The 25,191-nt window shown below is 62.0% G+C and carries 19 protein-coding genes and 2 pseudogenes; 8 read left to right on the forward strand and 13 right to left on the reverse strand.

Annotated features, from left to right (window positions below; genetic code table 11):
- From VNX23_RS04935 to VNX23_RS04950, 4 genes and pseudogenes are all read left to right on the forward strand, one after another.
- Positions 1-122, forward strand: a pseudogene (locus VNX23_RS04935) (signal transduction histidine kinase); the annotation flags it as partial.
- A gap of 28 nt (positions 123-150) precedes the next feature.
- Complete coding sequence (locus VNX23_RS04940; protein WP_414642946.1) at positions 151-441, forward strand: hypothetical protein; 291 nt, start codon at positions 151-153, stop codon at positions 439-441.
- Between the two features lie 125 nt (positions 442-566).
- Positions 567-788 carry a hypothetical protein gene (locus tag VNX23_RS04945; protein ID WP_325628065.1) on the forward strand — a complete coding sequence of 74 codons (222 nt, stop codon included), beginning with the start codon at positions 567-569 and terminating at the stop codon, positions 786-788.
- 61 nt (positions 789-849) lie between these two features.
- A complete protein-coding gene (locus tag VNX23_RS04950; protein ID WP_325628066.1) occupies positions 850-1,077 on the forward strand; it encodes a hypothetical protein in 228 nt (75 codons plus the stop codon).
- Between the two features lie 58 nt (positions 1,078-1,135).
- On the opposite strand, the gene VNX23_RS04955 is transcribed toward VNX23_RS04950, so the two are convergent.
- The 5 genes from VNX23_RS04955 to guaD form a co-directional block, all read right to left on the reverse strand.
- Positions 1,136-4,531 carry an AAA family ATPase gene (locus tag VNX23_RS04955; RefSeq protein ID WP_325628067.1) on the reverse strand — a complete coding sequence of 1,132 codons (3,396 nt, stop codon included), beginning with the start codon at positions 4,529-4,531 and terminating at the stop codon, positions 1,136-1,138.
- Positions 4,532-4,764: 233 nt separating this feature from the next.
- Positions 4,765-5,727 carry a xanthine dehydrogenase accessory protein XdhC gene (xdhC, locus tag VNX23_RS04960; RefSeq protein ID WP_325628068.1) on the reverse strand — a complete coding sequence of 321 codons (963 nt, stop codon included), beginning with the start codon at positions 5,725-5,727 and terminating at the stop codon, positions 4,765-4,767.
- Positions 5,728-8,088 carry a xanthine dehydrogenase molybdopterin binding subunit gene (xdhB, locus tag VNX23_RS04965; protein ID WP_325628069.1) on the reverse strand — a complete coding sequence of 787 codons (2,361 nt, stop codon included), beginning with the start codon at positions 8,086-8,088 and terminating at the stop codon, positions 5,728-5,730.
- The gene (gene xdhA / locus VNX23_RS04970; protein ID WP_325628070.1) at positions 8,075-9,553 is read right to left on the reverse strand and encodes a xanthine dehydrogenase small subunit; all 1,479 of its coding nucleotides are present in this window, start codon (positions 9,551-9,553) and stop codon (positions 8,075-8,077) included. The genes xdhB and xdhA overlap by 14 nt, the downstream gene beginning before the upstream one ends.
- Positions 9,554-9,617: 64 nt before the next feature.
- On the reverse strand, positions 9,618-10,994 hold the full coding sequence (gene guaD, locus VNX23_RS04975) for a guanine deaminase (RefSeq protein WP_325628071.1): 1,377 nt from the start codon (positions 10,992-10,994) through the stop codon (positions 9,618-9,620).
- A 262-nt stretch (positions 10,995-11,256) separates the two neighbouring features.
- On the opposite strand from guaD, the gene VNX23_RS04980 reads away from it, so the two are divergent.
- The 3 genes from VNX23_RS04980 (at position 11,257) to VNX23_RS04990 (ending at position 14,618) form a co-directional block, all read left to right on the forward strand.
- Positions 11,257-12,585 carry a lytic murein transglycosylase gene (locus tag VNX23_RS04980; RefSeq protein WP_325628072.1) on the forward strand — a complete coding sequence of 443 codons (1,329 nt, stop codon included), beginning with the start codon at positions 11,257-11,259 and terminating at the stop codon, positions 12,583-12,585.
- A gap of 123 nt (positions 12,586-12,708) precedes the next feature.
- Positions 12,709-13,212 carry a DUF1993 domain-containing protein gene (locus tag VNX23_RS04985; RefSeq protein WP_325628073.1) on the forward strand — a complete coding sequence of 168 codons (504 nt, stop codon included), beginning with the start codon at positions 12,709-12,711 and terminating at the stop codon, positions 13,210-13,212.
- A gap of 302 nt (positions 13,213-13,514) precedes the next feature.
- Positions 13,515-14,618 carry an alkene reductase gene (locus VNX23_RS04990; RefSeq protein ID WP_325628074.1) on the forward strand — a complete coding sequence of 368 codons (1,104 nt, stop codon included), beginning with the start codon at positions 13,515-13,517 and terminating at the stop codon, positions 14,616-14,618.
- Here VNX23_RS04990 and glpD read toward each other — a convergent pair.
- Positions 14,579-16,114 carry a glycerol-3-phosphate dehydrogenase gene (gene glpD, locus VNX23_RS04995; RefSeq protein WP_325628075.1) on the reverse strand — a complete coding sequence of 512 codons (1,536 nt, stop codon included), beginning with the start codon at positions 16,112-16,114 and terminating at the stop codon, positions 14,579-14,581. The two genes, VNX23_RS04990 and glpD, sit on opposite strands and share 40 nt — an antisense overlap.
- A 331-nt stretch (positions 16,115-16,445) precedes the next feature.
- Between glpD and VNX23_RS05000 the strand changes: the two genes are divergently transcribed.
- On the forward strand, positions 16,446-16,679 hold the full coding sequence (locus tag VNX23_RS05000; protein WP_325628076.1) for a hypothetical protein: 234 nt from the start codon (positions 16,446-16,448) through the stop codon (positions 16,677-16,679).
- Positions 16,680-16,706: 27 nt separating this feature from the next.
- Here VNX23_RS05000 and VNX23_RS05005 read toward each other — a convergent pair.
- The 7 genes and pseudogenes from VNX23_RS05005 to VNX23_RS05035 all read right to left on the reverse strand — a co-directional run.
- A pseudogene (locus VNX23_RS05005) lies at positions 16,707-16,940 on the reverse strand (CHAT domain-containing protein); the annotation flags it as partial.
- Between the two features lie 15 nt (positions 16,941-16,955).
- Positions 16,956-18,821, reverse strand: a complete 1,866-nt coding sequence (locus VNX23_RS05010) for an adenylate/guanylate cyclase domain-containing protein (protein WP_325628078.1) — start codon at positions 18,819-18,821, stop codon at positions 16,956-16,958.
- 10 nt (positions 18,822-18,831) lie between these two features.
- The gene (locus VNX23_RS05015) at positions 18,832-19,356 is read right to left on the reverse strand and encodes a FecR family protein (protein WP_325628079.1); all 525 of its coding nucleotides are present in this window, start codon (positions 19,354-19,356) and stop codon (positions 18,832-18,834) included.
- 297 nt (positions 19,357-19,653) lie between these two features.
- Positions 19,654-20,088, reverse strand: coding sequence for an acyl-CoA thioesterase (locus VNX23_RS05020; RefSeq protein ID WP_325628080.1), 435 nt, complete (start codon positions 20,086-20,088; stop codon positions 19,654-19,656).
- A 17-nt stretch (positions 20,089-20,105) separates the two neighbouring features.
- The gene (locus VNX23_RS05025; RefSeq protein ID WP_325628081.1) at positions 20,106-22,202 is read right to left on the reverse strand and encodes a 3-hydroxyacyl-CoA dehydrogenase NAD-binding domain-containing protein; all 2,097 of its coding nucleotides are present in this window, start codon (positions 22,200-22,202) and stop codon (positions 20,106-20,108) included.
- An 8-nt stretch (positions 22,203-22,210) separates the two neighbouring features.
- Positions 22,211-23,494, reverse strand: a complete 1,284-nt coding sequence (locus VNX23_RS05030) for an acetyl-CoA C-acetyltransferase (protein WP_325628082.1) — start codon at positions 23,492-23,494, stop codon at positions 22,211-22,213.
- Positions 23,494-25,191: acyl-CoA dehydrogenase (locus VNX23_RS05035; protein ID WP_325628083.1), on the reverse strand; the 1,698-nt coding region annotated here is incomplete at its 5' end. The genes VNX23_RS05030 and VNX23_RS05035, both read right to left, overlap by 1 nt.

Raw genomic sequence — 25,191 nt, forward strand, 5'->3', positions numbered from 1 at the left:
TCAACCGCCAGCATCCCTTTGTCGAGGTCCTGTTCTCAGACGTCACGGAGAGCGCTGAGGTTCTTGATCTAACTGAACTGGTGCGCGAGCCTTTGCCGCCGGCCTTTCATAGGCTCACTTGAGTATCACGGTGCTCGTGAAGGGCTGACGATGAAGAAACCCGTTCGCCCCAATCACGAGCCGGAGCCAAAGAAAACGTCAGCGGTCGACAGAAGGTCGAACGCCAACCTGAAAGCCGGTTACTCCATGCAAAATCTTTCGCCGCGTCACGTCAAAACAGAAGAGTCGCTTCGGCTTGGCGTCGTATCCGGCTGGTACAGCACGAAAGTGAGCGGAACGTTCGTCTCCGGGCCGCACGATTCCGAGGCCGAGTGCCTTCGCAGGATTGCAGAGATCGATCTGGCGCCGGTAAAGGCAGCAAAAGCCAAGCCAGTTGAGTGACTATCGGGAAGGGAGAGCGTGTTTCGCGGCGATCAGACATCGCTCGAAGGCAGAACGTCGTCTAGGAGGCAAGCAAATGGCACTGACGCGCGGCAGCTTGGATTTTCGGAATGTCGCATAGCAGGATGGTCGGCGATCCACCCGCTTTATTGAGCACCGAAGAGTTTGATTCGTTGCGTGAAGTCGGCAAGGGAGATGCCCAAGGCGATATTCCCCAGATGCATTGGGAACGCCTGGTTGTTTTGGGCTATGCGCTACGACGACTTGGAACTCTTGGGTTGACTGAGTCCGGCAGGCGCCGCCTCGCAATAGGGAACGATCAAGCTCGTAGCAATATCGCCCGCTAAGGTGGATAGTCCACCATCATCGCGAAGGAAATTGTTACGACGATTGCAAAGGGATCAAATCATGAAAAAACCTGTTCTCTCACTTGAAGAGCCAGCGCCAAAGAAACCACTACGAGCGGACCGGCCTCCGGTTGAAGGGTTCGTAACGATTGTCGATGGTCATTTTAAGTCAGAATTTGACACCGTCGACGCAGCTGAAGCATCAGGTCGAAAACTGAAGTCGGCTTATCCGATGCTCCAAATAGAAATCTATGACGCCAACAGGAAGACACGTACTTTGTTGAGCTAAGAAGCCAGCGAATGCACCGTTGGACTTGGCCTTCCGGGTCCGGATCATGCTCTAGAACTCAAGATGCGCGCGGCGAGTTCGTTTGCGATCTACCGAATCCTTCAAGAGAATAGCTGGCTGGCATCGTGCTCAGGTTTAGCAGCTTTTCCGCTTCTTGAACTTCGGGGAGATCTTGTCCCCTATCAAAATCGACGAGGACTGGAGCGAGCAGCTCTGATACCCCCGCTCGGCCATTTGATCTGCAAAGGCGCGCAAGTCCAAGTGCGCTGCGCAGCTCGAAAGTCTTTGTCTGTTGGCTTCGGGCAATTTCCAGGGCTCTGTTGAAGGCATCTTCGGAACTGGAAACGTTCGGCGGGTCACAACGCAACAAAAGCTCAGCCTGGACACGATGCAGTTCGGCATCGAGCCAATGCTGGCCGGATTGTTCCGTCCAGACGCTCAATTCCCTCAAAATTTCCAATCCAGTCTCGACTTGCCCTGCCTCTGCATTCGCCACGGCAACCTGCATCGCCCAAAATGGTTCACAAAGGTAACAGTCATTTTCGTGAAGTAATGTCCAACCTCGGCGCATCTGCGTGAGACCGCTCATTCCATCGCCCGCACGCCACTTTGCCAAGCCGTTCAGGTAGGTGCCGGCGGCCACGTACAACGGCATCGCATGCTCGCGGGCGAGAGCAAGGATCGTCTCTGTTTGCTGCAACAGGGGTGGATGCACCCCGCATAGTCCGTCGAAAACGGCCTTCTGGACAAGCGCATTGGCTTCCGCAAGCGCACGCTTTTCTCCCGGCGCACTCACCGCTTCGCGCGCGAGCTGCCGCGATCGATCAATGCTCCCAAGCGGCCAAAGCACCAGCGCAAGGAACCTCATGATCACGGACGGCAGGTCCAGTGTCGAAGCCTTGAAGGTCGCGGGGTTCGGTTCGGCACGATAGATCGCGAGTGCTTGCTCAAGATGAACTCTCGCGTTCAAGTAATCGCCCGCGAGCCAGCAGGTTACCCCGCTTGTCCAGTGTGCGACGATTGCTGCCACCGGCGATTCCGGTCGCTGGTTGGCAGCGCTCATTATTGCCGCCGCCAACTCCCGCATCGGCGCGATCTCGCCGTGAGTCAAGCAGGCATTGAACAAGCCCGAATGGATCGGCGCCAGTTCAACCGGATCATCAATGTCGGCTGCCAACTGTCGTGCGCGGGTCCATGCCGTCACCGTTTCCGGCGCGCTGTGGCCAAGGCTACCCCGCAGCGCACGGCCATATGCGATTTGAAGATCGAGCCTGTTCATGGCTGGGCCCCGTTCAACCGGCAGTTCGTCAGCGATGGCAACCGCCTTGCCGAGATGCGCGATTGCCTCGGAATACGCCGAACGTTTCAACGCCTGCTGGCCAGCCTTGCGCCACCACTCCAGGGCTACCCCGCTCAACCCCGCTTCAGTGAAGTGGTATGCCACGACTTCAGGCTCGGTCTCGGCGTTGCCCGGAAACTTGTCACGCAGGACCTCGCCAATTTGCTTATGGAGCACTTGCCGGCGGCTCTTGAGCAAGCTCTCATAAGCCGCTTCCTGAACGAGCGCATGCTTGAAGCTATAGCTCGCTTCCGGCGGCGTCCCGCGGCGCAACAGCAGTTCGGCCTCTTCGAGCTGCCCGAGCGCGGCGCTCAGCGTCAGATCATCGCGGCCCGCAACGCATCGCAGCAGCGTGTATGGGAAGTCGCGGCCGATGGCAGCGCCTATCTGTGCCACCTCCTTGACCGGCGCCAGCCGGTCAAGCCGCGCCATAAGCGAGTCCTGCAGCGTCGCAGGAATCGCGAGCGGCGGTAGCGGACTATTGAGGCAATAGCGCCCGGAAGCTTCCACGAGCAATCCGGACTCCAGCACCATCTTGGTCAATTCCTCGACGAACAGCGGAATGCCGTCCGTCTTGTCGATGATCTGTGTCATCATTTCGCCCGGCAGTTGTCGACCGACGGTCACCTGCTCGACCAGGGCGCGCGTGTCCTGCCGGTCAAGCCGATCGAGCCGAAGCAGGCTGACGTTGACAAGGCCCGCCCAAGGCGGCTCGAACTCGGGCCGGAATGTCATGAGCACGAGTATCGGCAGTCCCCTGATCCGATCCACCGTGAGGTCGAACAGCTCCAGCGTCGTGGCGTCAGCCCAATGCATGTCCTCGCAGACGACCAGCACGGGTTGCTGCTGTGCCAGCCCCTCAACCTGGTCGAGAAGGGCGGCGAATGTCTGCCGCCGCTGCTGCACCGGACTCAAGCTGAGCGGCGGATAGCGCTCGCCGGTCGGGATCGAAAGAAGCGCGGCAATGAGCGGCGCCGCCTTGGCCACCTGCTGCGTTCCAAGCGCAAGCATTGCCTCAAGCTTGTCGAGCTTTTGCGCGGACGTGTCATTTGACCTGATCTCGGCAGCGCGCTCGAGCTGAGCGATGAAAGGATGAAGCGCACTGTTGGTGTGGTAGGGCGAGCACTGATACCGGACCCGGCGGTACGACCCCAGCGGAAGGCTCTCGAAGAGCGTTGCCACAATGCGCGATTTGCCGATTCCGGCGTCACCGGAAATCAACACCATTTGGCCTTGGCCCTGCCACGCCAACTGCTGGCGTGAGAGCACGAATTCGATCTCCGCCTTGCGGCCGACAAAGCCAATCGAGCGCGCCGTGCGCACCGCGTCGAAGCGGCTCTCCGATGCGGCAGCGCCTTCGACCGCCCAGACCGCGATCGGTTCGGAGAGGCCTTTGATCCCGCGGCGGCCGAGGTTGCGAAAAGTGAACAAATCACCGAGCAGACGGCGCGTCGAGGCAGCAACGACAACCACCCCTGGCTCCGCCAGGCTCTGGAGCCGGGCAGCAACGTTCGGTGTATCACCGACCAATGCTTGCTCCTCTGACGTGCCTCCGCTGATAAGATCGCCTACCACCACAAGTCCACTCGCGATCGCGATCCGCACCTCGGCACGCTCTTCCGCGCGCGTTTCGAGCGGCCCTATTGCGGCGATGATGTCGAGCCCCGCCCGCACTGCGCGCTCCGCGTCATCCTCGTGCGCGCGGGGATAGCCGAAATAGGCGAGTATTCCATCGCCCACAAACCTCGCTATCATGCCGTCATAGGCCGCAATGACCCTCGCACACGCGGCCCGATAGGCACGGATCACCTCCCACATGTCCTCGGGATCGAGGCGCGCCGAGAGCGCCGTTGAGCCTACCAGATCGCAGAACATCACGGTGAGGTGGCGCCGCTCGGCATCGTGCCCGCGAGCCCGCTCGGTGATGACTTCGGCTTGATTGAGTTCGGCGATCACGCTCAGCATTTTGCGGCGATGGCCGAGAAGCACCCCGAGCCTGTCGAAGTCCTCCTCCGTCAGTTCGGGAAGAACGCTCAGATCGATCCCGTTCTCGGCAAAACGCAGCGCGTATTGCCCAAGCCCAAGCTTCTCGAGCCAGTCCGCAATCTGCTGCATTGGCTCCACCGACTGTGCTTGGCGGCTAGCCGAAATTTGGACCACGGCGAAGAAATGTTATCCTCAATCATTTGGGATAGCATGTCTTATTTTGCGGCATTCAGCCGCAATTGGTCCTCGATCTTTGCCAAACTGGTGCATGAGCACAGAGGCCTGCTACCAAGCAGGGCGTGGCACGAAGAGAACAACCGGATTGCTGCACGCGCCCGATTTCGGCTCCTCGCCGTAACGGTTTATCGCGACGGCGTTGGCGGTTTTGCGCGTTCTCGCGCCGTCAAAAGCTGCGCCGCCACGCTCGCGGCGATGATGCTGGGTTGCTTGCCCTTGATCTCGGGCAATCCGATCGGACAGACCAGTCGCGCGATCTGCTGCTCGGAAAGGCCGAGCTGCCTTGCCTGACTGGCAAATCGGGCGCGCTTGGTCACCGACCCGATCAAGCCGACAAATCCAAGATCGGCGCGACGCAGCGCTGACGCTGCGATCGAGTAGTCGAGCGGGTGGGAGTGCGTCATGATCAAGACGAACGCACCGGAAGGCGCCAGATCGATCTCGCGCTCGGGCTCGTCCGTCCTCACCGTGACCACGTTGGCTGGCACGTAATCCGGAAATTGGTCGGAGCGGGAATCAATCCAGCGCACCGAGAAAGGAAGCTGCGACAGCGCAAGAACGACCGCGCGCCCGACATGGCCGGCTCCGAACAGCAGCACCGTCTCGCCCACCTCACCGAACCGCTCCACGAATTGCTCCGCAGAGAAGGCCGCACCGCCGACGCCGCCTGGAGCTCGATCCACAATCTTCCGCGCAACCCGGCCACCCTTCGTCATTCGGCTGAGCGCGAGGAAGGGCCCGGCTTCCTCGGCGGCTGCGAGTTCTCGAATATCAGCGAGGTCGACGCTATCGAAGGTCTCGATCAGGGTCGTTACCGATCCGCCGCAGCACTGGCCCAGATTGGGACCGAGTGGCCAGACACGGAGGGACGCCGAAGGCGTCTCCACTGAGAGCGCATGGTCAGCAACCGCGAGCGTCTCAAATTCGAGGCGGCCTCCGCCGATGGTGCCGAAAAATCCGGCGTCCTTCTGGATCACCATGCGCGCGCCCACCTCGCGGGGCGCCGACCCCTCCACCTTGACGACACTGATCAAGGCCGCGCGACGTTGCTTTTCAAGCGATTGTTGAATTCGTCGCCACACCTGCATTCAAACCGGCCCGTTTTCGCCGACGCCGCCGTGGCCCTTTGCCAATGCCGCGGCGGCATCGAAAGTTCCAACCGCCTTGAGGATCGATTCCGGCGTCGCCGGCGCATCCAGAGCCACGCCCTGGCCGGGATCGAGCGAATGAACCGCGTCCGCGATCGCCGCGAATACGGACGTCGCCAGCATCAACGGCGGCTCGCCGACGGCCTTGGAGCGATAGATCGTCGCTTCCTGGTTTTCGTTCGCAAACAGCGCAACACGGAAATCTTCCGGCACGTCGGAAGCCACCGGAATCTTGTAGGTCGAAGGCGCGTGCGTCAGCAGACGGCCATCTTCGTCATAGACCAGTTCTTCGGTGGTCAACCAACCCATGCCCTGCACGAAGCCACCCTCGATCTGCCCGATGTCGATCGCCGGATTGAGCGAACGGCCGACGTCGTGCAAGATGTCGACGCGCTCGATCCTCATCTCGCCAGTTGTGACGTCGATCGTGACCTCGCTGCAGGCTGCGCCGTGGGCAAAGTAAAGGAACGGCCTGCCCTTGGCCTTGGCGCGGTCCCAATGCAGTTTCGGTGTCTTGTAGAAGCCGGCCGCCGACAGGTGGATGCGCGCGCCATAGGCGCGCTTGGCAAGCTCGGCGAACGGAACGCTCTCGTTGCCGATAAAAACCTGGTCGTCACGAAATTCGATCAAATCCTCGGAAACGCTCCAGGTACTTGCCGCGAACTGTGCAAGCCGCGCCTTGATTTCGCGGCAGGCGATTTGCACGGCCATTCCGTTCAGGTCGGTGCCGGCTGACGCCGCGGTGGCGGAGGTGTTCGGCACCTTGTCGGTCGAGGTCGCGGTGATGCGCACGCGGTCGAGCGCGATGCCGAATTCTTCCGCGGCGACTTGCGCCACCTTCTGAAACAGGCCCTGTCCCATCTCGGTGCCACCGTGATTGAGATGCACCGAGCCGTCCTGATAGACGTGAACCAGGGCACCGGCCTGGTTGAGATGCGTGAGCGTGAAGGAAATGCCGAATTTTACCGGCGTCAGCGCGATCCCGCGCTTGAGGATCGGCGAGGAGGCATTGAATTTCCCGATCTCCTTGCGGCGGCGCCTGTAGTCCGAGGTTCGCTCGAGTTGTTCGATCAGACGATGGATCACCTCATGGTCTTCGACGGTCTGGCCGTAGGGCGTCACATCGCCGCCGCTGCGATAGAGGTTGGCCTTGCGCACATCGAGCGGGTCGAGACCAAGATGCCAGGCGATGGCATCGACGACGCGTTCGATCGAAAGAACGCCTTGCGGACCGCCGAAACCGCGAAACGCGGTGTTGGAAACGGTGTTGGTCTTGACGCGCGTGGAATGAATTCTGAATTCGGGGAGGAAGTAGGCATTGTCGGAGTGAAACATGGCGCGGTCCACCACGCCAATGCTCAGATCGGCGGAGCAGCCGCAGCGCGCTGCGAGCGCAAGATCGACGCCCTCGATTCGGCCGCGGCCATCGAAGCCGACCGACCAGTCGACCCGGAAATCGTGCCGCTTGCCGGTCATCATCATGTCGTCGTCGCGGTCGAGGCGTAGCTTGCAGGCATGGCCGGTAGCGCGCGCGGCAAGTGCGGCAATCACCGCCCATTGCGTCGCCTGCGTTTCCTTGCCGCCAAAGCCGCCGCCCATGCGCCGCACCTGGCAGGTGACAAACGAGTCCGCCACGCCGAGCACGCGCGCCACGATATGCTGAACCTCGGAAGGATGCTGGGTGGACGAGTGGACCAGCATGTCGTTGTCTTCGCCCGGCACGGCAAATGCGACCTGACCCTCCAGATAAAAATGCTCCTGGCCCCCGATCCTCAAGACACCGCTTTGGCGATGCGGCGATCTGGCGATCGCAGTCTTCGCATCGCCGCCGACAAATTCGTAATCGGGTAAAACGGTTTCCCCGGAAGCAAGCCCCTCATCGACCGTAACATTGGGCTCTTCACGTTCGATCTCGATTACAGCGAGCAGCGCCGCTCGTCGCGCAATGTCGCGCGTGGTCGCGATCACGGCGAAAACCGGCTCACCGTGAAACATCACATGATCGGCGGCAAACACCGGCTCGTCGGCATGAGCGGGCGAAATATCATTTTTCCCGGGAATGTCCTTTGCGGTAAGCACCGCGCGGACTCCGGGAAAGGCGCGCACCTTGTCGAGATCAAGCCGGACGAGGCGGCCTCTCGCCGCCGGCGAGCCGCCGATCGCCACGTGCAGCGTCCCTTCCGGTTCGCGAATATCGTCGACATAGTCGGCGGCGCCCTGCACATGCTTGAAAGCGCTGTCATGCGGCGTCGCCTGACGCACGTGACGCAAGACCCTCGTGGCCGGCTCAACGGACGACATCAACAGCCTCCCGGGAATCGAGAATGCGTGTTGCCCCGCTCGACGCGCCGGCAATCTCCGCGAGCGCCTTGATGACGAGGTTTTTGGCCACGCGGTTGCGGTATTCCGCGCTGGCGCGCATGTCGGTCAACGGCGTAAAATCGTCGCCGATCTTTTCGGCCGCGTTGCGCCAGGCCGCGGAATCGTCCAGCGAGGTGTCAAGCAGTGCGCCTTCCACCGCCAAAGCGCGTTTCGGCGTCGCCGCCATCCCTCCAAACGCAACGCGCGCCGAAATGATGCGCCCCGCCTCGACACCGATCCGGAAAGCACCGAGCACGGCGGTGATGTCCTCGTCGAAGCGCTTGCTGATCTTGAACGCCTTGAAGAAGGTCGCGGGAGGCAATTTCGGCACGGAAAGGCTGCGGACGAATTCGCCCGGCTCACGGTCCTGCTTGCCGTAGCTGATGAAAAATTGTTCGAGCGGCAAATTGCGTATCGCATTGCCCTTGCGCAGTTCGATTGTCCCGCCGAGCGCGATGAAGAGCGGCGCCAGATCGCCGATCGGTGAGGCGTTCGCAATGCTCCCGCCGACCGTACCGGCCACGCGCACCTGCACCGAGCCGAACCGCCGCACGATTTCGCCAATGTCCGGATCGATCGAGGCCAGCGACGACATCGCGCGCGCCAGCGTGACCGCCGCACCGAATTGAAACGCGTCAGCCGTCTCCTCGATCCTGTCGAGGCCGGCGCGGCCGACATGGATGATCTTGTCGAGCGTCAAAAGCTTCTTGGTGATCCACAGACCGACATCGGTGGCTCCGGCGATGATTCTGGCGTCCGGATGGCGCTCAAAAAGCAGCGCGAGCAGGGATTCACTCGAAGGAGAAGCAAAGAAGTGCGTGTCGTTGCCGACAAAGATGTTGGCTCCGTCATTGAGCTGTTTCAATGCCGCGAGGGTTTCGCCCTGCCTTGCAGCGAAGCGATCCGTCGCCGGCCCGGCACAGGCCTTGCGGGCGGCATCGACGATGGATCGATAACCGGTGCAGCGGCAGAGATTGCCGGCCAGCGCATCGTTGATCCCTGCGCGGTCGGTCCTGTCGCCTTCGCCGTGGAAATGAGCGAACAGGCTCATGACAATGCCCGGCGTACAAAAGCCGCATTGCGAGCCGTGCCCGGCGGCAAGCGCGGTCTGCACCGGATGCAATCTGCCTTCGTCCGCGAGATCCTCCACCGTGATGAGCTCGCAGCCGTCGAGCTGGCCGAGCGTGACGATGCAGGCGTTCACCGGCTCATAATTCAGCCGACCGTCCTGTTCCCGGGCGATGACGACGGTGCAGGCGCCGCAATCACCTTCCGCGCAACCTTCCTTGGTACCGGTGGAGCGCTCCTCGATCCGCAGCCAGTCGAGCACCGTCGATTGCGGCGAAAACCGCTCCAGCCGAACGATGCGGTCCCTCCTGCGAAACTGGATGCAGCCTCTGGTCATTTCGTCTCCGAACCGACGCGCAACGGAAATATCAACGCGAGTTTCCTTTTTGCTTTTTCAAAAATCAGTTGAAGTCCGGCGATCGCGACACCTCTCGCCCGCCGATCCAGACCCTGGCGATATTCGGCCTGGACGCAGTATAAATGATTTTCTGCAGGATGTTCTCGCCTTGATCGAGGTCGTCCCAGAGCCGGATCGTGCCGCGCTGCGAAGCCGTGTCGATCACGATGGCGTCGAACTGGTAGCCTTTCGAGAACTGCCCCACCGGCAGGTCGAGCGCTACGCCGCCGCCAGCGGTGGCGAGATAAAAGGCTTCGCGAAAGTCGATCCAGGTTCCCGAATGGCGGCTACGCTCGGCAGGCCCCAGGTTCGGGTCGACGCCGCTTTCGAGCAGGCGCGCGACAAAAATCGCGCTGCGCATATTGTCGAACAGCGATCCGCTCGGACCGCCGGAAATATCGGTACCCAACCCGACATGCAGTCCCTTCTTGAGCGCGGCTTTCAACGGAAAGACGGCGCTCGAGAAATAGGCGTTGGACAGCGGACAATGCGCGATGCCGGAACCGCGCCAGCGGATCGTGTCCATGTTGGCGGCGCTGATCAGGTTGGAATGCGCGAGCACCGTGTGGCGGCCGAGCAGCCCGAAACGATCAAGGCTCTCGGTGTCGGTGACGCCATGCCGCTCCAGCACATAGCCGTGTTCCCAATCGCTTTCCGAGCAATGGGTCTGAACATGGCAATCACATTGCTTTGCCAGCGCGCCAAGCGCTTCAAGCGTTGCGTCGGTGCAGGAGGGAATGAAACGCGGCGTCACGACCGGTTTGACAAGCCCTGCCGTATTATCCGGATGGCTCCTGATGTAGCCGATCAGGTCTCCCGTGCTGCGTAGCGCCGCATCGCTCGACGCATCGCGGTAATAGTCCGGACACTGGTCGGCATTATCCATCACGACCTTGCCGATCAGGGCACGCTGGCCGGCCTCAAGGCAAACGTCGGCGAGAATGCGCGTGGCCTCCTGGTGAATAGTCGCAAAATACAGCGCCGTGGTGGTGCCATTGGCGATCAGGTCGTCGACCAGCAGACGATAGCTGCGCCGTGCGAAGGCGGCATCGGCATAGCGTGCTTCGAGCGGGAAAGTGTATTTCTGCAACCAGACCTCGAGCGGAACGTCGAGCGCGCTTCCGAGCTGCGGGTATTGCGGCGCGTGAACATGCAGGTCGACGAAACCCGGCAACAGATACGAGCCGTGCGGCAAGCTCACAAGCCGCCCGGTGTGCTTTTCCTTCTCTTCGGCGTAGCCCTTCTCATGCGGGCGATGGACGGAAAGAATGGCGCCGTCGTTGCCAACCGCAATCAGGGCATTCTGGAAGAAATCGATCTCGCCTGGTCTGGTGGTATGAAAGCCGGATGCAATGATGGCCTTGCCGCGCAAATGATCCATAAAAGGTCCCACGCCCCGCCTGAAATCTCCGCCAGGCATCGATCGGCTGGCGGTTCCATCGGACCGCTGGCGACGATCCAATGATGATCCAACTATATTGAGTTTGCGCGCGCGAGTCGTGGATGAATCCGGGCGCTTGTTGCGGCGGGGTGCCGAGTCCCTGGGCAAAACTCCCCTCTGGCCGGCCAACTCGATAGACCGGACCTGACGGCGATGCTACCACAGGGCCATCTCGATCGACTTCACGCCAGGCGGTAAAGGCATGCGGACGCCTTCGATATCCGGAATTTTGCTCGGCGCGATTTGCGCAGGGCTCGTGTGCGTTTCCTCGCCGCTGCAGGCCCAGTTGCTGCCGCCACCTGGCCAGCCCCTGATCACTGCCAGACCCCCTGCCCCGCCGTCCCCCCGTGCGGCGGCCTGCCATAATGGCGCGAGTTTCGACCGCTTCCTGGCCGAGCTGAAGCAACAGGCCATTGCGGGGGGCGTGTCGCAGCGCGCCATCGCTGAAGCTGCGCCTTACCTCGTCTACGATCAGGGCATCGTCAACCGCGATCGCGGCCAGCGCGTGTTCGGACAGGTATTCACCCAGTTCGCCGGCCGCATGGCGGCACCTTACCGGATGCAACAGGGCCAAGGGCGGATCAAAACCTATGCCGCCGCCTTCGCCCGCGCCGAGAAGGAATATGGCGTGCCGCCGGCGGTGATCGCCGCGTTCTGGGGGCTGGAGAGCGACTTCGGCGCCAACATGGGCAATCTGCCGACGCTGCGCTCGCTGGTGTCACTGGCTTACGATTGCCGCCGCTCCGAGCGATTCGTCGGCGAGACCATAGCTGCGCTGAAGATCATCGACCGCGGCGATCTCAGCCCCGAGGAAATGGTCGGCTCCTGGGCCGGCGAGCTCGGCCAAACGCAGTTCCTGCCGACGCACTACTTCACCTACGCGGTGGATTATGGCGGGCGTCGCAACCTGTTGAGCAGCCCTGAAGACGTGATCGGCTCGACGGCCAACTACATCGCCAATGGATTGAAATGGCGACGCGGCGAACCCTGGCTGCAGGAAGTGCGCGTCAGTGCACCTGCCAACTTTCCCTGGGACCAGGCTGACCTCACCATCCAGCTGCCGCGATCAAAATGGGCGCAGCTCGGCGTCACCTATCCGGACGGCAAGGCCTTGCCGAACGACGACATGCCCGCCTCGCTGCTGTTGCCGATGGGCCGCACGGGTCCGGCCTTCCTCGCCTACGCCAATTTTGCGGCCTATACCGAGTGGAACAACTCGCTGATCTATTCGACAACGGCCGGCTATCTCGCCACGCGCATCGCAGGCGCGCCGCCGATGCAGCGCCCGACCGCGCCGGTCGCGCAACTGCCTCTCAACGAATTGCGCGAGCTGCAGCAGCTTCTGGTGCGCGCGGGATATAATGTCGGCAAGATCGATGGCGTGATGGGCCAGCAGAGCCGCAGCGCGGTGAAAGCGATGCAGATCAAATATGGCCTGCCCGCCGATTCCTGGCCAACGGCCGAATTGCTGGCGCGGATGCGCGGTCCGCGCGCGACACCCGTGTCGCAGGTCGGCGCCGCCGTGAGATAGCGTTTCGGCTTCCGGAATAATTGACCAACGAGAGCGGCCAATAGATTGTATTTCTCCTGCGGTCAGCCCATCTCGATCAAGCATCTAGTGGTCCATTTTCCCCAGTCATTGAAAGAGCATTCCATGTCCTTCTACGACGCTTCCGTTCCGGCATTCCTGCAGATTCTCGGCAGTCTCTCGGGTCTCCTCACCAAGGCCGAGGCCCATTGCAAGGCGAAGAATATTCAGCCCGAGGTACTGCTTGGCTCGCGGCTTTATCCGGACATGCTGCCGCTGTCGCGCCAGATTCAGCTCGCCTGCGATTTCGCAACCAAAGGTTGTGCGCGGCTAGCCCACATCGAGGTGCCGTCGATGCCGGACACGGAAAAGACCTTCGAGGAGTTGCGGCAACGGCTGGCCAAGGCCAGCGACTATCTGAAGAAGTTCACGCCTTCGCAATTCGAAGGCGCCGACAGCCGCGACGTTACTTTTCCTGCAGGGCCGGAGCGGACCATCACGCTCAAGGGTCAGGAATTCCTCAACCGCTTTGCGTTTCCGAACTTCTATTTCCACGCTGCGATCGCCCATGGCCTTCTCCGCCACAACGGCGTCGAAGTTGGCAAGCGCGATTTTCTCGGGGTGAACTGAGACCTCGAATGTTGTTGAGCAGGCATCATTCCGAGGGCGGTACGGAGTGACGAGATCATGATTGCCAGAACCGGGCGCGGGAAAGACGATCCTTGCTCCATTTTGCTCGATCGCGAACATAACATTCCATCCGGACCGTTCTTCCCGCATTTTGATCGTCCCCTAACCTGCCGTATCTGGCAGGGTCAGCTTGCAATATCGTGATAGCTCGGAAGTATTGCCGCGCGTCGCGGGGATGCACACTTTCAGGCTTCACTCACCCGGCATTCGCCTGCCCCGCCATTCACCGAGAGCATCCATAGATGAGCAAGCCGTCCAAACTTCTCGAGCCCTTCAGACTTGGCCCGATCACGCTTCCCAACCGCTTGGTGATGGCGCCATTGACGCGCAACCGCGCGGTGGAGGGTCTGGTGCCCGGTCCGCTGGCGGTCGACTATTACGCGCAACGCGCCTCCGCGGGTCTCTTGATCACCGAGGCCAGTCAGGTTTCGCAACAGGGCCAGGGCTATCAAGACACCCCCGGCATCTACTCGAAGGAACAGGTTGCCGGCTGGCGCAAGATCACGGACCGCGTGCATGCGCGCGGCGGCCGCATCTTTATCCAGCTCTGGCATGTAGGCCGGGTCTCGCACACGTCGCTGCAGCCAAGCGGCGGCAAACCCGTCGCGCCATCGGCGATTCGCGCCAAGGGCAAGACATTCGTCGGCGGCGCCTTTACCGACATTTCCGAGCCGCGTGCGCTCGAGCTTGCCGAAATCCCCGGCATCATCGACAGCTTCAAACGCGCAGCCGCCAATGCGGTTGCTGCCGGATTCGACGGCGTCGAACTCCATGGCGCCAACGGTTATCTGCTGGATCAATTTGCCAAGGACGGCACCAACAAGCGCACCGACGCCTATGGCGGATCGATCGAGAATCGTGCCCGCCTGATGCTGGAAGTCGCAAAGGCTGTCGCCGCGGAAGCAGGTGCCGAGCGAACCGGCATTCGTATTTCGCCGGTGACGCCCGCCAATGACATTTCCGATTCCAATCCGCAGCCACTGTTCGACCATATCGTCGATCGCCTCAACGCGTTGAAGCTCGTCTACATCCATGTCATCGAGGGCGCGACCGGCGGTCCGCGCGACGTCGCGCCGTTCGACTACGGCTCTCTCCGCCAGCGTTTCAATGGCGCCTATATCGCCAATAACGGCTTCGATTTCGAACTCGCCAACAAGGTGTTGTCGGCGAACCAGGCCGACCTGATCGCATTCGGAAAATTGTTCCTCGCCAATCCCGATCTGGTCGAGCGTCTCAAGAGGAACGCACCGCTCAACGCGCCCGACAAGGCGACCTTCTATGGCGGCGGCGCCGAGGGATACACGGATTATCCGACGCTGGAAGCGGTCGACGCGGTGGTCGATTGATGGGCCGATATCCAGTCGTCGATGGCGGCAATCTCGGCCGCCGTTAGCCGCAATCCGAGCTTGGATCGCCGCCATACCACGTCTTCGGCGGTGCGGGCCCATTCCGACGAGATCAGGTATCTGACCTCGGCCTCGCTAAGGCCGGCACCGAACCATCTTCCGAGATCGCTCGCCGATTTCGCATTGCCGAGCAGTCGGGCGGAACGTGTGCCATAGGCGTGCGCGAGCCGGCTGGCCTGGCCCGGCAACAGAAACGGATAGTTCTTCTCGAGCCTGGCGCACAATGCCGTCACCGCCGAGACATCCATGTCGCCTCCTGGCAATGGCGCCTTGCCGGTCCATCCCTCGCTTGCTTTGCTGCCGTGCAGATACGGCGCGAGCTTCTCCAGCGCCTCTTCGGCGAGCCGGCGATGGGTCGTGATCTTGCCGCCATAGATCGAGAGCAGCGGCGCGCCGCCGGGCGTGTCGAGTTCGAAAACGTATTCGCGGGTCGCAGCCTTGGCTTCGCTCGCGCCATCGTCATAGAGCGGGCGAACGCCGGCATAGGTCCAGACCACATCCTCAGGCGTAATCGGCTTTGCAAGATATTCGCTGACGGAATCGCAGAGATACCGGATCTCCTCGCTGGAGGCTTTCACCAGCGCCGGATCGCCGTGGTAGTCGCGGTCGGTGGTGCCGATCAATGTGAAATCATCCTGGTAGGGGATGACAAAGACAATGCGTCCATCGCTGTTCTGGAACATGTAGGCGCGATCATGTTCGTAAAGCTTGCGCACGACGATGTGAGAGCCCTGCACCAGCCGCACCTTGGCTCTGGGGTTGACGCCCGAACCCAACGCCAGCACCTGCTCGACCCATGGCCCGCCCGCATTGACGAGAACGCGGGCACGGATGGTCGAGCGCGCGCCGCTTACGGTATTTTCGACCGTCACCCGCCAGATCCCGCCCTCCTGGCTGATCTCGGCCGCGCGGGTGCGGGTGTGGATTTCGGCGCCACGCTCGGCGGCGTCCTTGGCGCTGAGGACGACCAGCCGGGCGTCGTCGACGAAGCAATCCGAATATTCAAAGCCCTTTTGATAGCGGCCGGGCACGAGCGGCTTGCCGACCGCATCGCGGCGCAGATCGACCGAACGCGTCGGCGGCAGCCTGTGCCGGCCGCCGATATGGTCGTAGAGGAAGAGCCCGAGCCGCAGCAGCCATGCGGGGCGCAAGCCATCATGGTGCGGCAGGACGAAGCGAAGCGGACGGACGATGTGCGGCGCGATCCGCCAGAGGATTTCGCGCTCGATTAAGGCCTCGCGGACCAGGCGAAACTCGAAATATTCGAGGTAGCGCAATCCGCCATGCACGAGTTTGGTCGAAAAGGACGATGTCCCGCTCGCCAGATCGTTCATTTCACAGAGGAAAACCGAATTCCCGCGCCCGGCCGCATCGCGCGCGATGCCGCAGCCATTGACGCCGCCCCCGATGATCAAGAGGTCGAAAATGCGGTCCAACGAGCGCCCTCGTGCGGTTTTCTAGAAAATTGCCCTTCTCATTAAATCACAGGCGCCGGCCCATCGGAGCGGGCAGCTCACATTTCCACATGCCAAACGAATAAACGACTGAAAGCGTCGCTTCACCCTCGGCTTTGCAAACATTTGATCGTTCGAGACGGGAACCATTCATGGTTGACCTGCTCCATGTTCTTGGCGCGATCCCATCCCGGCACGCAAACCCTCACATTGATGTGACCACCTCGGAATGTTCCCTGCGGCACGGTGTGACATCATTGGGCATCAAGGCCGTCTGCCGTGACAGAGATCAGGGAGAGATGAGGAGAAGCACATGACAAAATTCACGATCCGACTTTTGGCACTGGCTATTTTTGCGACGCCGATGATGGCAATTCCAGTGGTTTCGCCCGCCAATGCTGCGACCAATGACAGCAAGCATGTAAAGAAGCACGCAAAGAGGGTCCATCGGGCTCCCGCCGTCCAAAGCGCCAAGTCTCAAAATCCATTCCCCTCGTACGATGATGATTTTGACCGCAAGAATGCCGGCGGCGGCGGCGGATACTGAAAACCGAAGCACAAGCGGGCGCCGGCTTTAGCCACCCTCTCCGACCAGCACGAACGGCGCCCAGGTAGCGGGATCGGCGTTGCGCGCCGCCGAGCGGTCGGCGATCAGCGCCTGAATCGATCGCCGCAGCGCCTCGGCGCGACCGGGGCCCGGATTCTGGCTCAGCCGCGCGAAGGCGCCTGTCGTCAACTTCACGGCGGCATCCGAGTCGAGCGGCCAATGCGACACCACGAGCGAACGGGCGCCTGTATGGAAGAAGGCGCGCGCAAGGCGGCGCTAGTTGCTATTTGCCCTGCGCCACAGCCAGATCGTCAGCGACCCGGAACGGCCGCGGACCCGGGCTTCTTTCGGACCGACCAGCGTACCCGATTTGAACAGGGCACAATCCCGCCCTGCGGCGTTGAGCAACTCCTCGCTCAACGCAAGTTCTGCGCCGTGGCTTGCCGCCACTTCCATGAGTCGACTTGCCACGTTTACGGTGTCGCCGGTGGCCGTGATGTGCTGGTAGCTTCCGCCGCCGAGTCTTGAAGCAACGATCACGCCGAAATGAGCGCCGACCTTGAATCCGAAAGCCGGCCCGCTTGAGGAGCGCAGCGAGGATAGCCATCGCCCGACGCTCCCGCAAAGCCCGACCGCGCAATTTGCTGCCCTCGATGCATCCCCGCTCGTTGCCGCCGGCAAGCCGAACAGGATCATGGCGCCATCACCCAGAAAGCTCGTGATCATGCCGCCGTGGACGACCGCCTCCCTGTCGACCAGGGCGTGAAATTCCTTCAGCAATTCCCGCACCCCATCCGGACCGAGTTGCTCGCTCAACGCCGTGAATCCCGACAGATCGATAAAGACGATCGCCGCATTCTGTCGGACCGGCTCAACAAGAAAGTTCGGATCCCGCCTCAGCCATTCCTGCATGGCCGGCGCCTGAAACTGTTCGAGCAACTCGCTCCTTGCGGCGAAATATTGCGCCTGACGCCTGCCCGACCAGAGCTGAAGGGCCCCGAAAACAGCGATCGGTACGGCGACAGCGGCGAGCGGGACGGCCGCGCCCAGGACAATGTCCGACGAGAATGCCAAAAAAATCGTGGCGACCCAGATCAAAAGGATGCCGACTGCCGCAATGAGGCCTACCGCGCTTCGGCGCCATGCCAGAAGACCGACGAGGAGCGCGGGCAGCAAGACCGCGACGACGCCGTCGGCCATGCGAACGGATCGGTCCCGCAACGGGCCGTCTCCGGCCATCAGATGGCTAATGGCGGTTGCGATGATTTCGACTCCGGGCATCAACGAATCGAATGGACTGGAGAAGAAGTCGCCGCCCCCGGAGACGGTCGCGCCAACAACCACAATCCGATCCCGGATGGTTTCGGGCGCAATATCGCCGGCAAGGACCGATGCCGCGCTGATGGTGCGGATCGTCCGGCGTGGGCCGTAGAACGTAATCGGCAGGGCATGGTCGAGGTCGGTTGGAACCGATCGCTGATCCAGCATCAGCCGATGTGGCTCGATCGTGGGTTCCTTTCCGATTGCCAGCGCGACGGCGCGAAGCGCAAATGACAACTCGACCGCATCGCTCGTACGAAACAGCATCGGGATCGATCGAGGCGTACCGGTTCGATCGGTTGCCACGTTGACGATGCCGATTTGCGCATGATCAGTGAATTTCTGCAGGGGCGAGAGGAATCTTTCGGCGGTCGGGAGGCGGGCAAGCGGGCCCGCGCCATTCCCGGCGAAAATCGACTGGCGAGCTTCCGGGAAGATGGCAGCGGCGGCAATGACGCAAGGGCGCAAGGCGAGCGATTTCGCCAGAGCGTCATCGGCATCGTCGGTGCCCTTGTCGACCAGTAGCAGATCAACCGCAACGACTCTCGGCTGATGCTGCGCGATCGTATCCACGATTTTCGCAACATCGCTCCGGCTCAGCGGATAAACGCCTTTCTGCTTCACGATGGTATCGTCGATGGCGACAATGGTCACGAAATCCGGCGGAGGTTTCACGCCTCGCATGAGCGTCCGCAGATCGATGGTCGTGGATTCAAGGCGGTCGAGAAACCGCAGGCGGCCATGATCGTGCGCGAAATAAATGCCGAACCCCCAGAGCGCGGCCAGAGCGATGGCGAGCGTGGTCTGGAAACGACGCCTCATCATTCCTGGCTTACTGTCCAAGGCGGGCCATCAGCGCCGACACCCGCGCCGGAGCCCAGCGCTTGACGGTCAAAGGCGCACCCGCCTCGACGTCCACGCCTTCGCCAGCCGCCAACGTCACGCCGCGGCTGCGCCTCGCTCGCGGTGCGACGGCAACCCGCCCGTCGACGACGAAGACGGACGTCTTGCCCTCGGCAGCATCGACGGCCCACTTCGTGCCGCGGACACCAGCGATCGCCTGCGGTGTGGTGACCTGGAATTTGTGTCCGCCGGATTTCGCCGGAACCTCGATCAGCAAGGCCTTGCTGGTGAGTTCTACCCCGTCTACCCGGCCCTTGCGGCCGCGTGTCTGCAGCGTAAAGCGGGCGCCATTTTCGGCGACGATCGTCACGCCGCCTTCACAATGCAGCGTCTGGGTGCCGCCGGCTGAATTTTCCGACGGGCAGGGCGAATTGGCGGGCTGAGCGGTCGCGATTTCAATGGCGGCCAGCGCACAGGCAAGCAGCACAAATCCGGCTTTGAGAACCGCTTTCATGACACCATGCCTCCTGACAATGACTTTACTGAAACGACGTTAGATCATGATGCGATCAAGTGGAATCGCATCATGATCTCATCTCTTTGTTTGAGCATGATCCTTGCGCAAACGTGTTCCGCGGTTGTTGGCTAAGGGAAAACCGGCTTCCATTTTGCGCTAACGCGGCCCTTCGGGTCCGGATCAAGCTCTAGCGGATCGCGCCGCTTATTCTGCCATGTTGCCGTGGCAAGCGGTATTGGAAAGCGTCTCGTGCGATGCGGCGGAGAAGCGCAGCAAACAAGGCAAGCGTGACGCTCACGCCGAAATTTTCGGATCATCGTGCTGGACGGCCTGCGGCTGTCCGGAATCGTCGATTGCGACATAGGTGAAGTTGCCGTCGGTCACCAGGATCGATTGCATCTCCTTGCGGCGGAGAACCCAGGCTTCGAGATGGACCGTGATCGACGTCCTCCCGATCCTGACGAGATTGGCATGGACGGAAACGAGATCACCGACGAAAACGGGTTTGCGGAAATTCATCGCTTCGATCGCAACCGTGACGGTGCGCGATTTTGCGATTTTGGAGGCAAACACGCCGCCGCCGACATCCATCTGGGCCAGCAGCCAGCCGCCGAAGATATCGCCGTTCTGGTTGGTGTCGGCCGGCATTGCCAGCGTGCGGATGCAGAGATCGCCGCAAGGCTCGCTTTCGGCAACAGGCGGGGCGTGAACGGCTTGTGCGTCGGTCATGTCCAAATCTGATTCTGTTATTTGAAACTACTCCAGCCGGCATCCGGCGTGAACCGGTCGCCGAACCTGGCAGCGAGCGTGCGCAAGGTCGATACGACGTTCTCCGTGCCCCGGGTCCGGGCGTAATTCAACGGACCGCCGCGAAACGGCGCATAGCCAGTGCCGAAGATCATCGCGCCATCGACCTCATCGGGATTTTCCACGATACCCTCGCGCAGGCAGGCGACGCAGACATTCGATATCGGCAGGACAAGCCGGTCGATCATCTCATCCGTCGGCTGCGCCACCGAAGACGAGGCCCGCGCCTTGTCGGCCTTGCCGCCCTTCCAGACATAGAATCCCTTGCCGCTCTTGCGTCCGAGTTCGCCGCTGGCGACCTTGTCGCGCAGCCACGCCGGCGTCGGCGGCAAGAGTGAACCGAATTTCGAGCGAAGCATGTCGCCGACCGCGAGAGAAATATCGAGGCCGACCTGATCGGCGAGTTCGATCGGACCCATCGGCATGCCGAATTTCTCCGCCGCCGCGTCGATGGTGAGCTTGTCGATCTTCTCGTCGAGCATCACCATGGCCTCGAGCACGTAGGCCGTCAGCGCGCGATTGACGACAAAGCCCGGGGAACTCTTGACCGGCAGCGGCAGACGGTCGATGGCGCCGACAAAGGCGAGCGCCTCTTTCAAGAGTTGCGGGTCGGCGCCGTCATGGCTGATGACCTCGACCAGCTGCAGGCGCGATACCGGGTTGAAGAAGTGCAGGCCCACCAGCCGTTCCGGATTTTTCAGGCTCGTGCGCAAATCCTGCAATGGAATGCTCGATGTGTTAGTGGCGAGTATCGCCGATTGTTTCATTCTCGGCTCAAGGGAGGCATAGACTTTCTGCTTCAATTGCAGATTCTCCGGCACCGCCTCGATGATCAGATCGGCCGTGCGCACGCCCTCGCCGTCGAGATCGGGAATCAGCCGGTCGAGCGCGTCGCGGACATCGATGCGGTTGCGCCTGATCTTGCCGAACAAATCGGCGGCGCGCTTCATTGCACCCGCAATTGGTTCAGCCTTCATATCGGCAAGCGTGGCCCGCATGCCCTGGTTGGCGCACCAGGCGGCGATGTCGCCACCCATCGCTCCGGCGCCGATGACGTGAACGTGGTGGACCTTATTGCCCGAGCCCGCGGCTTTCTTCATCTGATCGCGCAGGAAGAACACCCGGATCAGGTTCTGCGCGGTCGGCGTCACCATCAGATTGGCAAACGAGGTCTTTTCGGCAGCCAGCATCGCCGCCTTGTCGCCGCCGTGCTTTTCCCAAAGATCGATCAAGGCATAGGGCGCGGGATAATATTCGTGCGGCGCGGCCTTCTCGGCCTGGCTGCGCATGCGCGAGGCCAGAAATCGTCTCGCCGGGCCTGAGTTCAGGACGCTATTGATAAGGCCCGAACGGGCACGCCTCAACCGGCCGAACACCGCATCCTTCACGGCATTGCGCACATGCCGCTCCTGCGTCACCGCATCGACCAGCAGCAGCGACTTCGCCCTTCGCGCATCGATGGTCTTGCCGGTCAGCATCAGCGTCATCGCCTGCATCGGATTGACGAGCTGCGTAAATCGCGCGGTGCCGCCGAGGCCGGGATGCAGCCCAAGCATCACTTCCGGGAATCCAAAGCGCGCGCCATCGATCGCAATGCGTGACTGACAGGCGAGCGCGACTTCCAGCCCACCGCCGAGACAGAAGCCGTGAATGACGGCGAGGGTGGGAAACTTCAACGCTTCAAGGCGGTCGATCACCGCATGCGCCTGGCCGATTGCCGCTTCGACCGCGTGCGAATCGGTCGCGCCGCGAAACTCGTTGGCGTCGGCACCGGCGATGAAGCCGCTTGCTTTCGCCGAGCGGATCACAAGCCCGGCGGGCCGCTCGCTCTCCAGCGCCGCGAGGACCGAATCGAATTCCACGAGCACGTCGGCCGACAGGGTGTTGGCGCTGGCCTCGGCGCGATCGAACAACAGCCAGGCGATGCCGTCGGCATCCCGCGTCAGCTTGAAGTGGCGATAGGGCCCGCCGGCTTCAGGCTGGGGTCCGAGTTCCAGCACGCGATTGGCGAGCACGTCCATGATCTGGCTGTGCATGGCGTCCCCTAAACCGTTTCGATCAACATGGCACCGCCCAATCCGCCGCCGATGCATTCGGTGGCGATACCGCGCCTGGTGCCCAGCCGCTTCATCGCATTGACGAGGTGCAGCACGATACGGTTGCCGCTGGTGCCGACGGGATGGCCGAGGCTGATGGCCCCGCCATCGACATTCAGCCTGGCGCGGTCGATCTCTCCGGCCGCGCCGTCGAGACCCAAAATCTCACGGCAGAATTTCTCGTCGTTCCACGCCGCGAGACATCCGAGCACCTGCGTGGCGAACGCCTCGTTCAACTCCCAGGTCTCGATATCGCCAAGCAACAAATTGTGGCGCTTGAGAAGCTCGGTTGCCGACAACACCGGACCCAGACCCATGATCGAAGGATCGAGTGCCGCCCAGTGGCTGTCGACGATGACGGCCTTCGGATTGAGGCCATGCTTTTTCACCGCTTCTTCGGACGCAAGGATGACCCAGGAGGCGCCGTCCGTGATTTGCGAGGAATTTCCGGCGGTGACCACGCCCCAGGGCCGTTCGAACACCGGCTTCAGGCCGGCGAGCTTCTCCGGCGTGGAATCCGGCCGCACACCGTCGTCGTGGTCGTAGAATTTGCCGTCGCGGGCGAACGCGGTCTCGACCTCGCCCTTGAGAAAACCCTGTTCCTGCGCGCTGGCGAGCCGCTTGTGGCTTTCGACGGCATAGGCATCCGACTGCTCGCGTGTAATGCCGAACAGGTGCCCGACCACTTCGGCGGTCTGACCCATGTTCAGTTCGGTAATCGGATCGGTGAGGCCCCGTTCAAGACCGATCACCGGCTTGAAATAGGCCGGCCGCGCTTTGGCCACCGCCGCCAGCTTGCCGAGAACTCCCCTGGCACCGGCAAGGCCAGCGAACCAGCGCACTCCCTGCGCCGGCCACACCAGCGGGGCGTAACTCAAAGCCTCCGTGCCGCCGGCAAGAATCAGGTCCGAGATGCCCTGCTGGATATAGCGATAGGCGGTATCGATCGACTGCATGCCGGAGCCGCAATTGATCTGCACCGTGAACGCGACCATTTTCTCGCCCATGCCCAGCCGCAATGCGGCAACGCGGGCCGGGTTCATCTCGTCGGCGATGACATTGACACAGCCGAGAATGACCTGGTCGAAGGCGGAAGCCGCGAAGGGCTGACGTGCCAGAAGCGGACGGCCGCATTGCACGGCGAGGTCGACCGGCGTGAAAGGTCCGGGGCCGCTGCGCGCTTTCAAGAACGGCGTCCGGCTGCCGTCGATAATATAGACCGGACGGGCCATCAGCTTGCCGCCCTTTGTTCACCCAGTTCCTGAAAGAACCGATGCACGTCCGCGCCCTTCCTGTAAATCGGCGACAGGGCTTCCGGCGCAAAATCGTCGACCTCGATCACCTTGGCGACGGCTTCATGGGCGGCCGCCAATTGCTGGCCTTCGGCTTGCGTGATGACGCCGCGCTTGACCGCCTCCTGCCAATCGTGAATGCGGGCGGAATGCATGCGTTTCGCGATCTCTTCGGCGGCCGTGACCAGGAGAAATGCCTTTTCCAGCCGCGCGACGCCGCGATCATCATCGACATGCGACAGATTCGGCGTCAGCCGATCGCGCGCCGCCGACGGCGCCAGCACGAGCTGCGCGCATTCGTGCACCACGCGGTCGGAAGGCCCGAGCACGCGTGCCCCGAACGGCTGGACGATAAGTTGCAGAACGCTTGCGACAAAGCGGTTCGGCAGATTAGCCAGGATTTCGGCAAAACGGTTTTCGATGGTGCGGAAGCCCGTTGCCATGCACCATTCCAGCGCGGCGAAGTCGGCCGCCTGCCGTCCTTCATCCTGCCAGCGCTTGAGCGCTGCCGATAACAGGTACAATTCGGACAGGATGTCGCCGAATCGAGCCGAAATCATTTCCTTGCGCTTGAGCGCTCCGCCGAGCGTCAACAGCGCCATGTCGGCGCACAGCGCAAACGCCGCCGAATAGCGCGAGAGCTGGCGGTAGAACCCGCTCGCTTCGCCAGCGTCAGGCGCGGGCGCGAACATTCCTCCGGTCCAGCTTCTCGCCCAGGCGCGGACCAGCGTGGTCATGCTGTGACCGACATGCTGCCAGAACGCCTTGTCGAAGGCGTCCAGACCCTTGGCGCGGTCTTCTTCACCGAGCGCATTCATCTCCTGCAGGAGATAAGGATGGGAGCGGATCGCACCTTGCCCGAACACGATCAGATTCCGGGTGAGAATATTGGCACCCTCCACCGTGATGCCAACCGGCACCGAACGATAAAGACCGCCGAGGTAGTTTTGCGGCCCGTCGATCACGGCCTTGCCGCCGTGGATATCCATGGCATCGTCGATCGCGATCCGCATCCGCTCGGTCGCCTGCAATTTCATGATGCCGGAGATGACCGCGGGATGATGCCCCTGGTTGAGCGCGGCGCAGGTGAGCCTGCGCGCGGCGTCGAGCAGATAGGCCGTCGCCGCGATGCGGGCGAGCGGCTCCTCGATGCCTTCGAATTTGCTGATGGAAATGCCGAACTGCTCGCGGATGCGCGCATAGGCGCCGGCGGTGCGCGCGGCGTAGGCGGCGCCGGCCGCCGACAGCGACGGCAGCGAGATGCCGCGGCCGGCGGCAAGTGCCGTCATCAGCATCTTCCAGCCCTGGCCGATCCGCTCCTGGCCTCCGATGATATAGTCGAGCGGGATGAAAACGTCGTGGCCCCAGTTCGGGCCGTTCTGGAACACCTGCATCGCCGGCAGATGGCGACGGCCGATCTCAACGCCCGCCAGGTCGGTCGGGATCAGCGCAACGGTGATGCCGAGTTCTTCCTCGCTTCCGACGAGGTGATCGGGATCGTACGCCTTGAAGGCCAGGCCAAGCAGCGTCGCGACCGGACCTAGCGTGATGTAGCGCTTGTGCCAGTTCAGTCTGAGGCCTAGCACCTCGCCCCCCTCGAAATTGCCCTTGCTGATGATGCCGCTATCGATCATCGA

The organism is Bradyrhizobium sp. (genome assembly GCF_035570375.1).
Classification (GTDB): Bacteria; Pseudomonadota; Alphaproteobacteria; order Rhizobiales; family Xanthobacteraceae; genus Bradyrhizobium.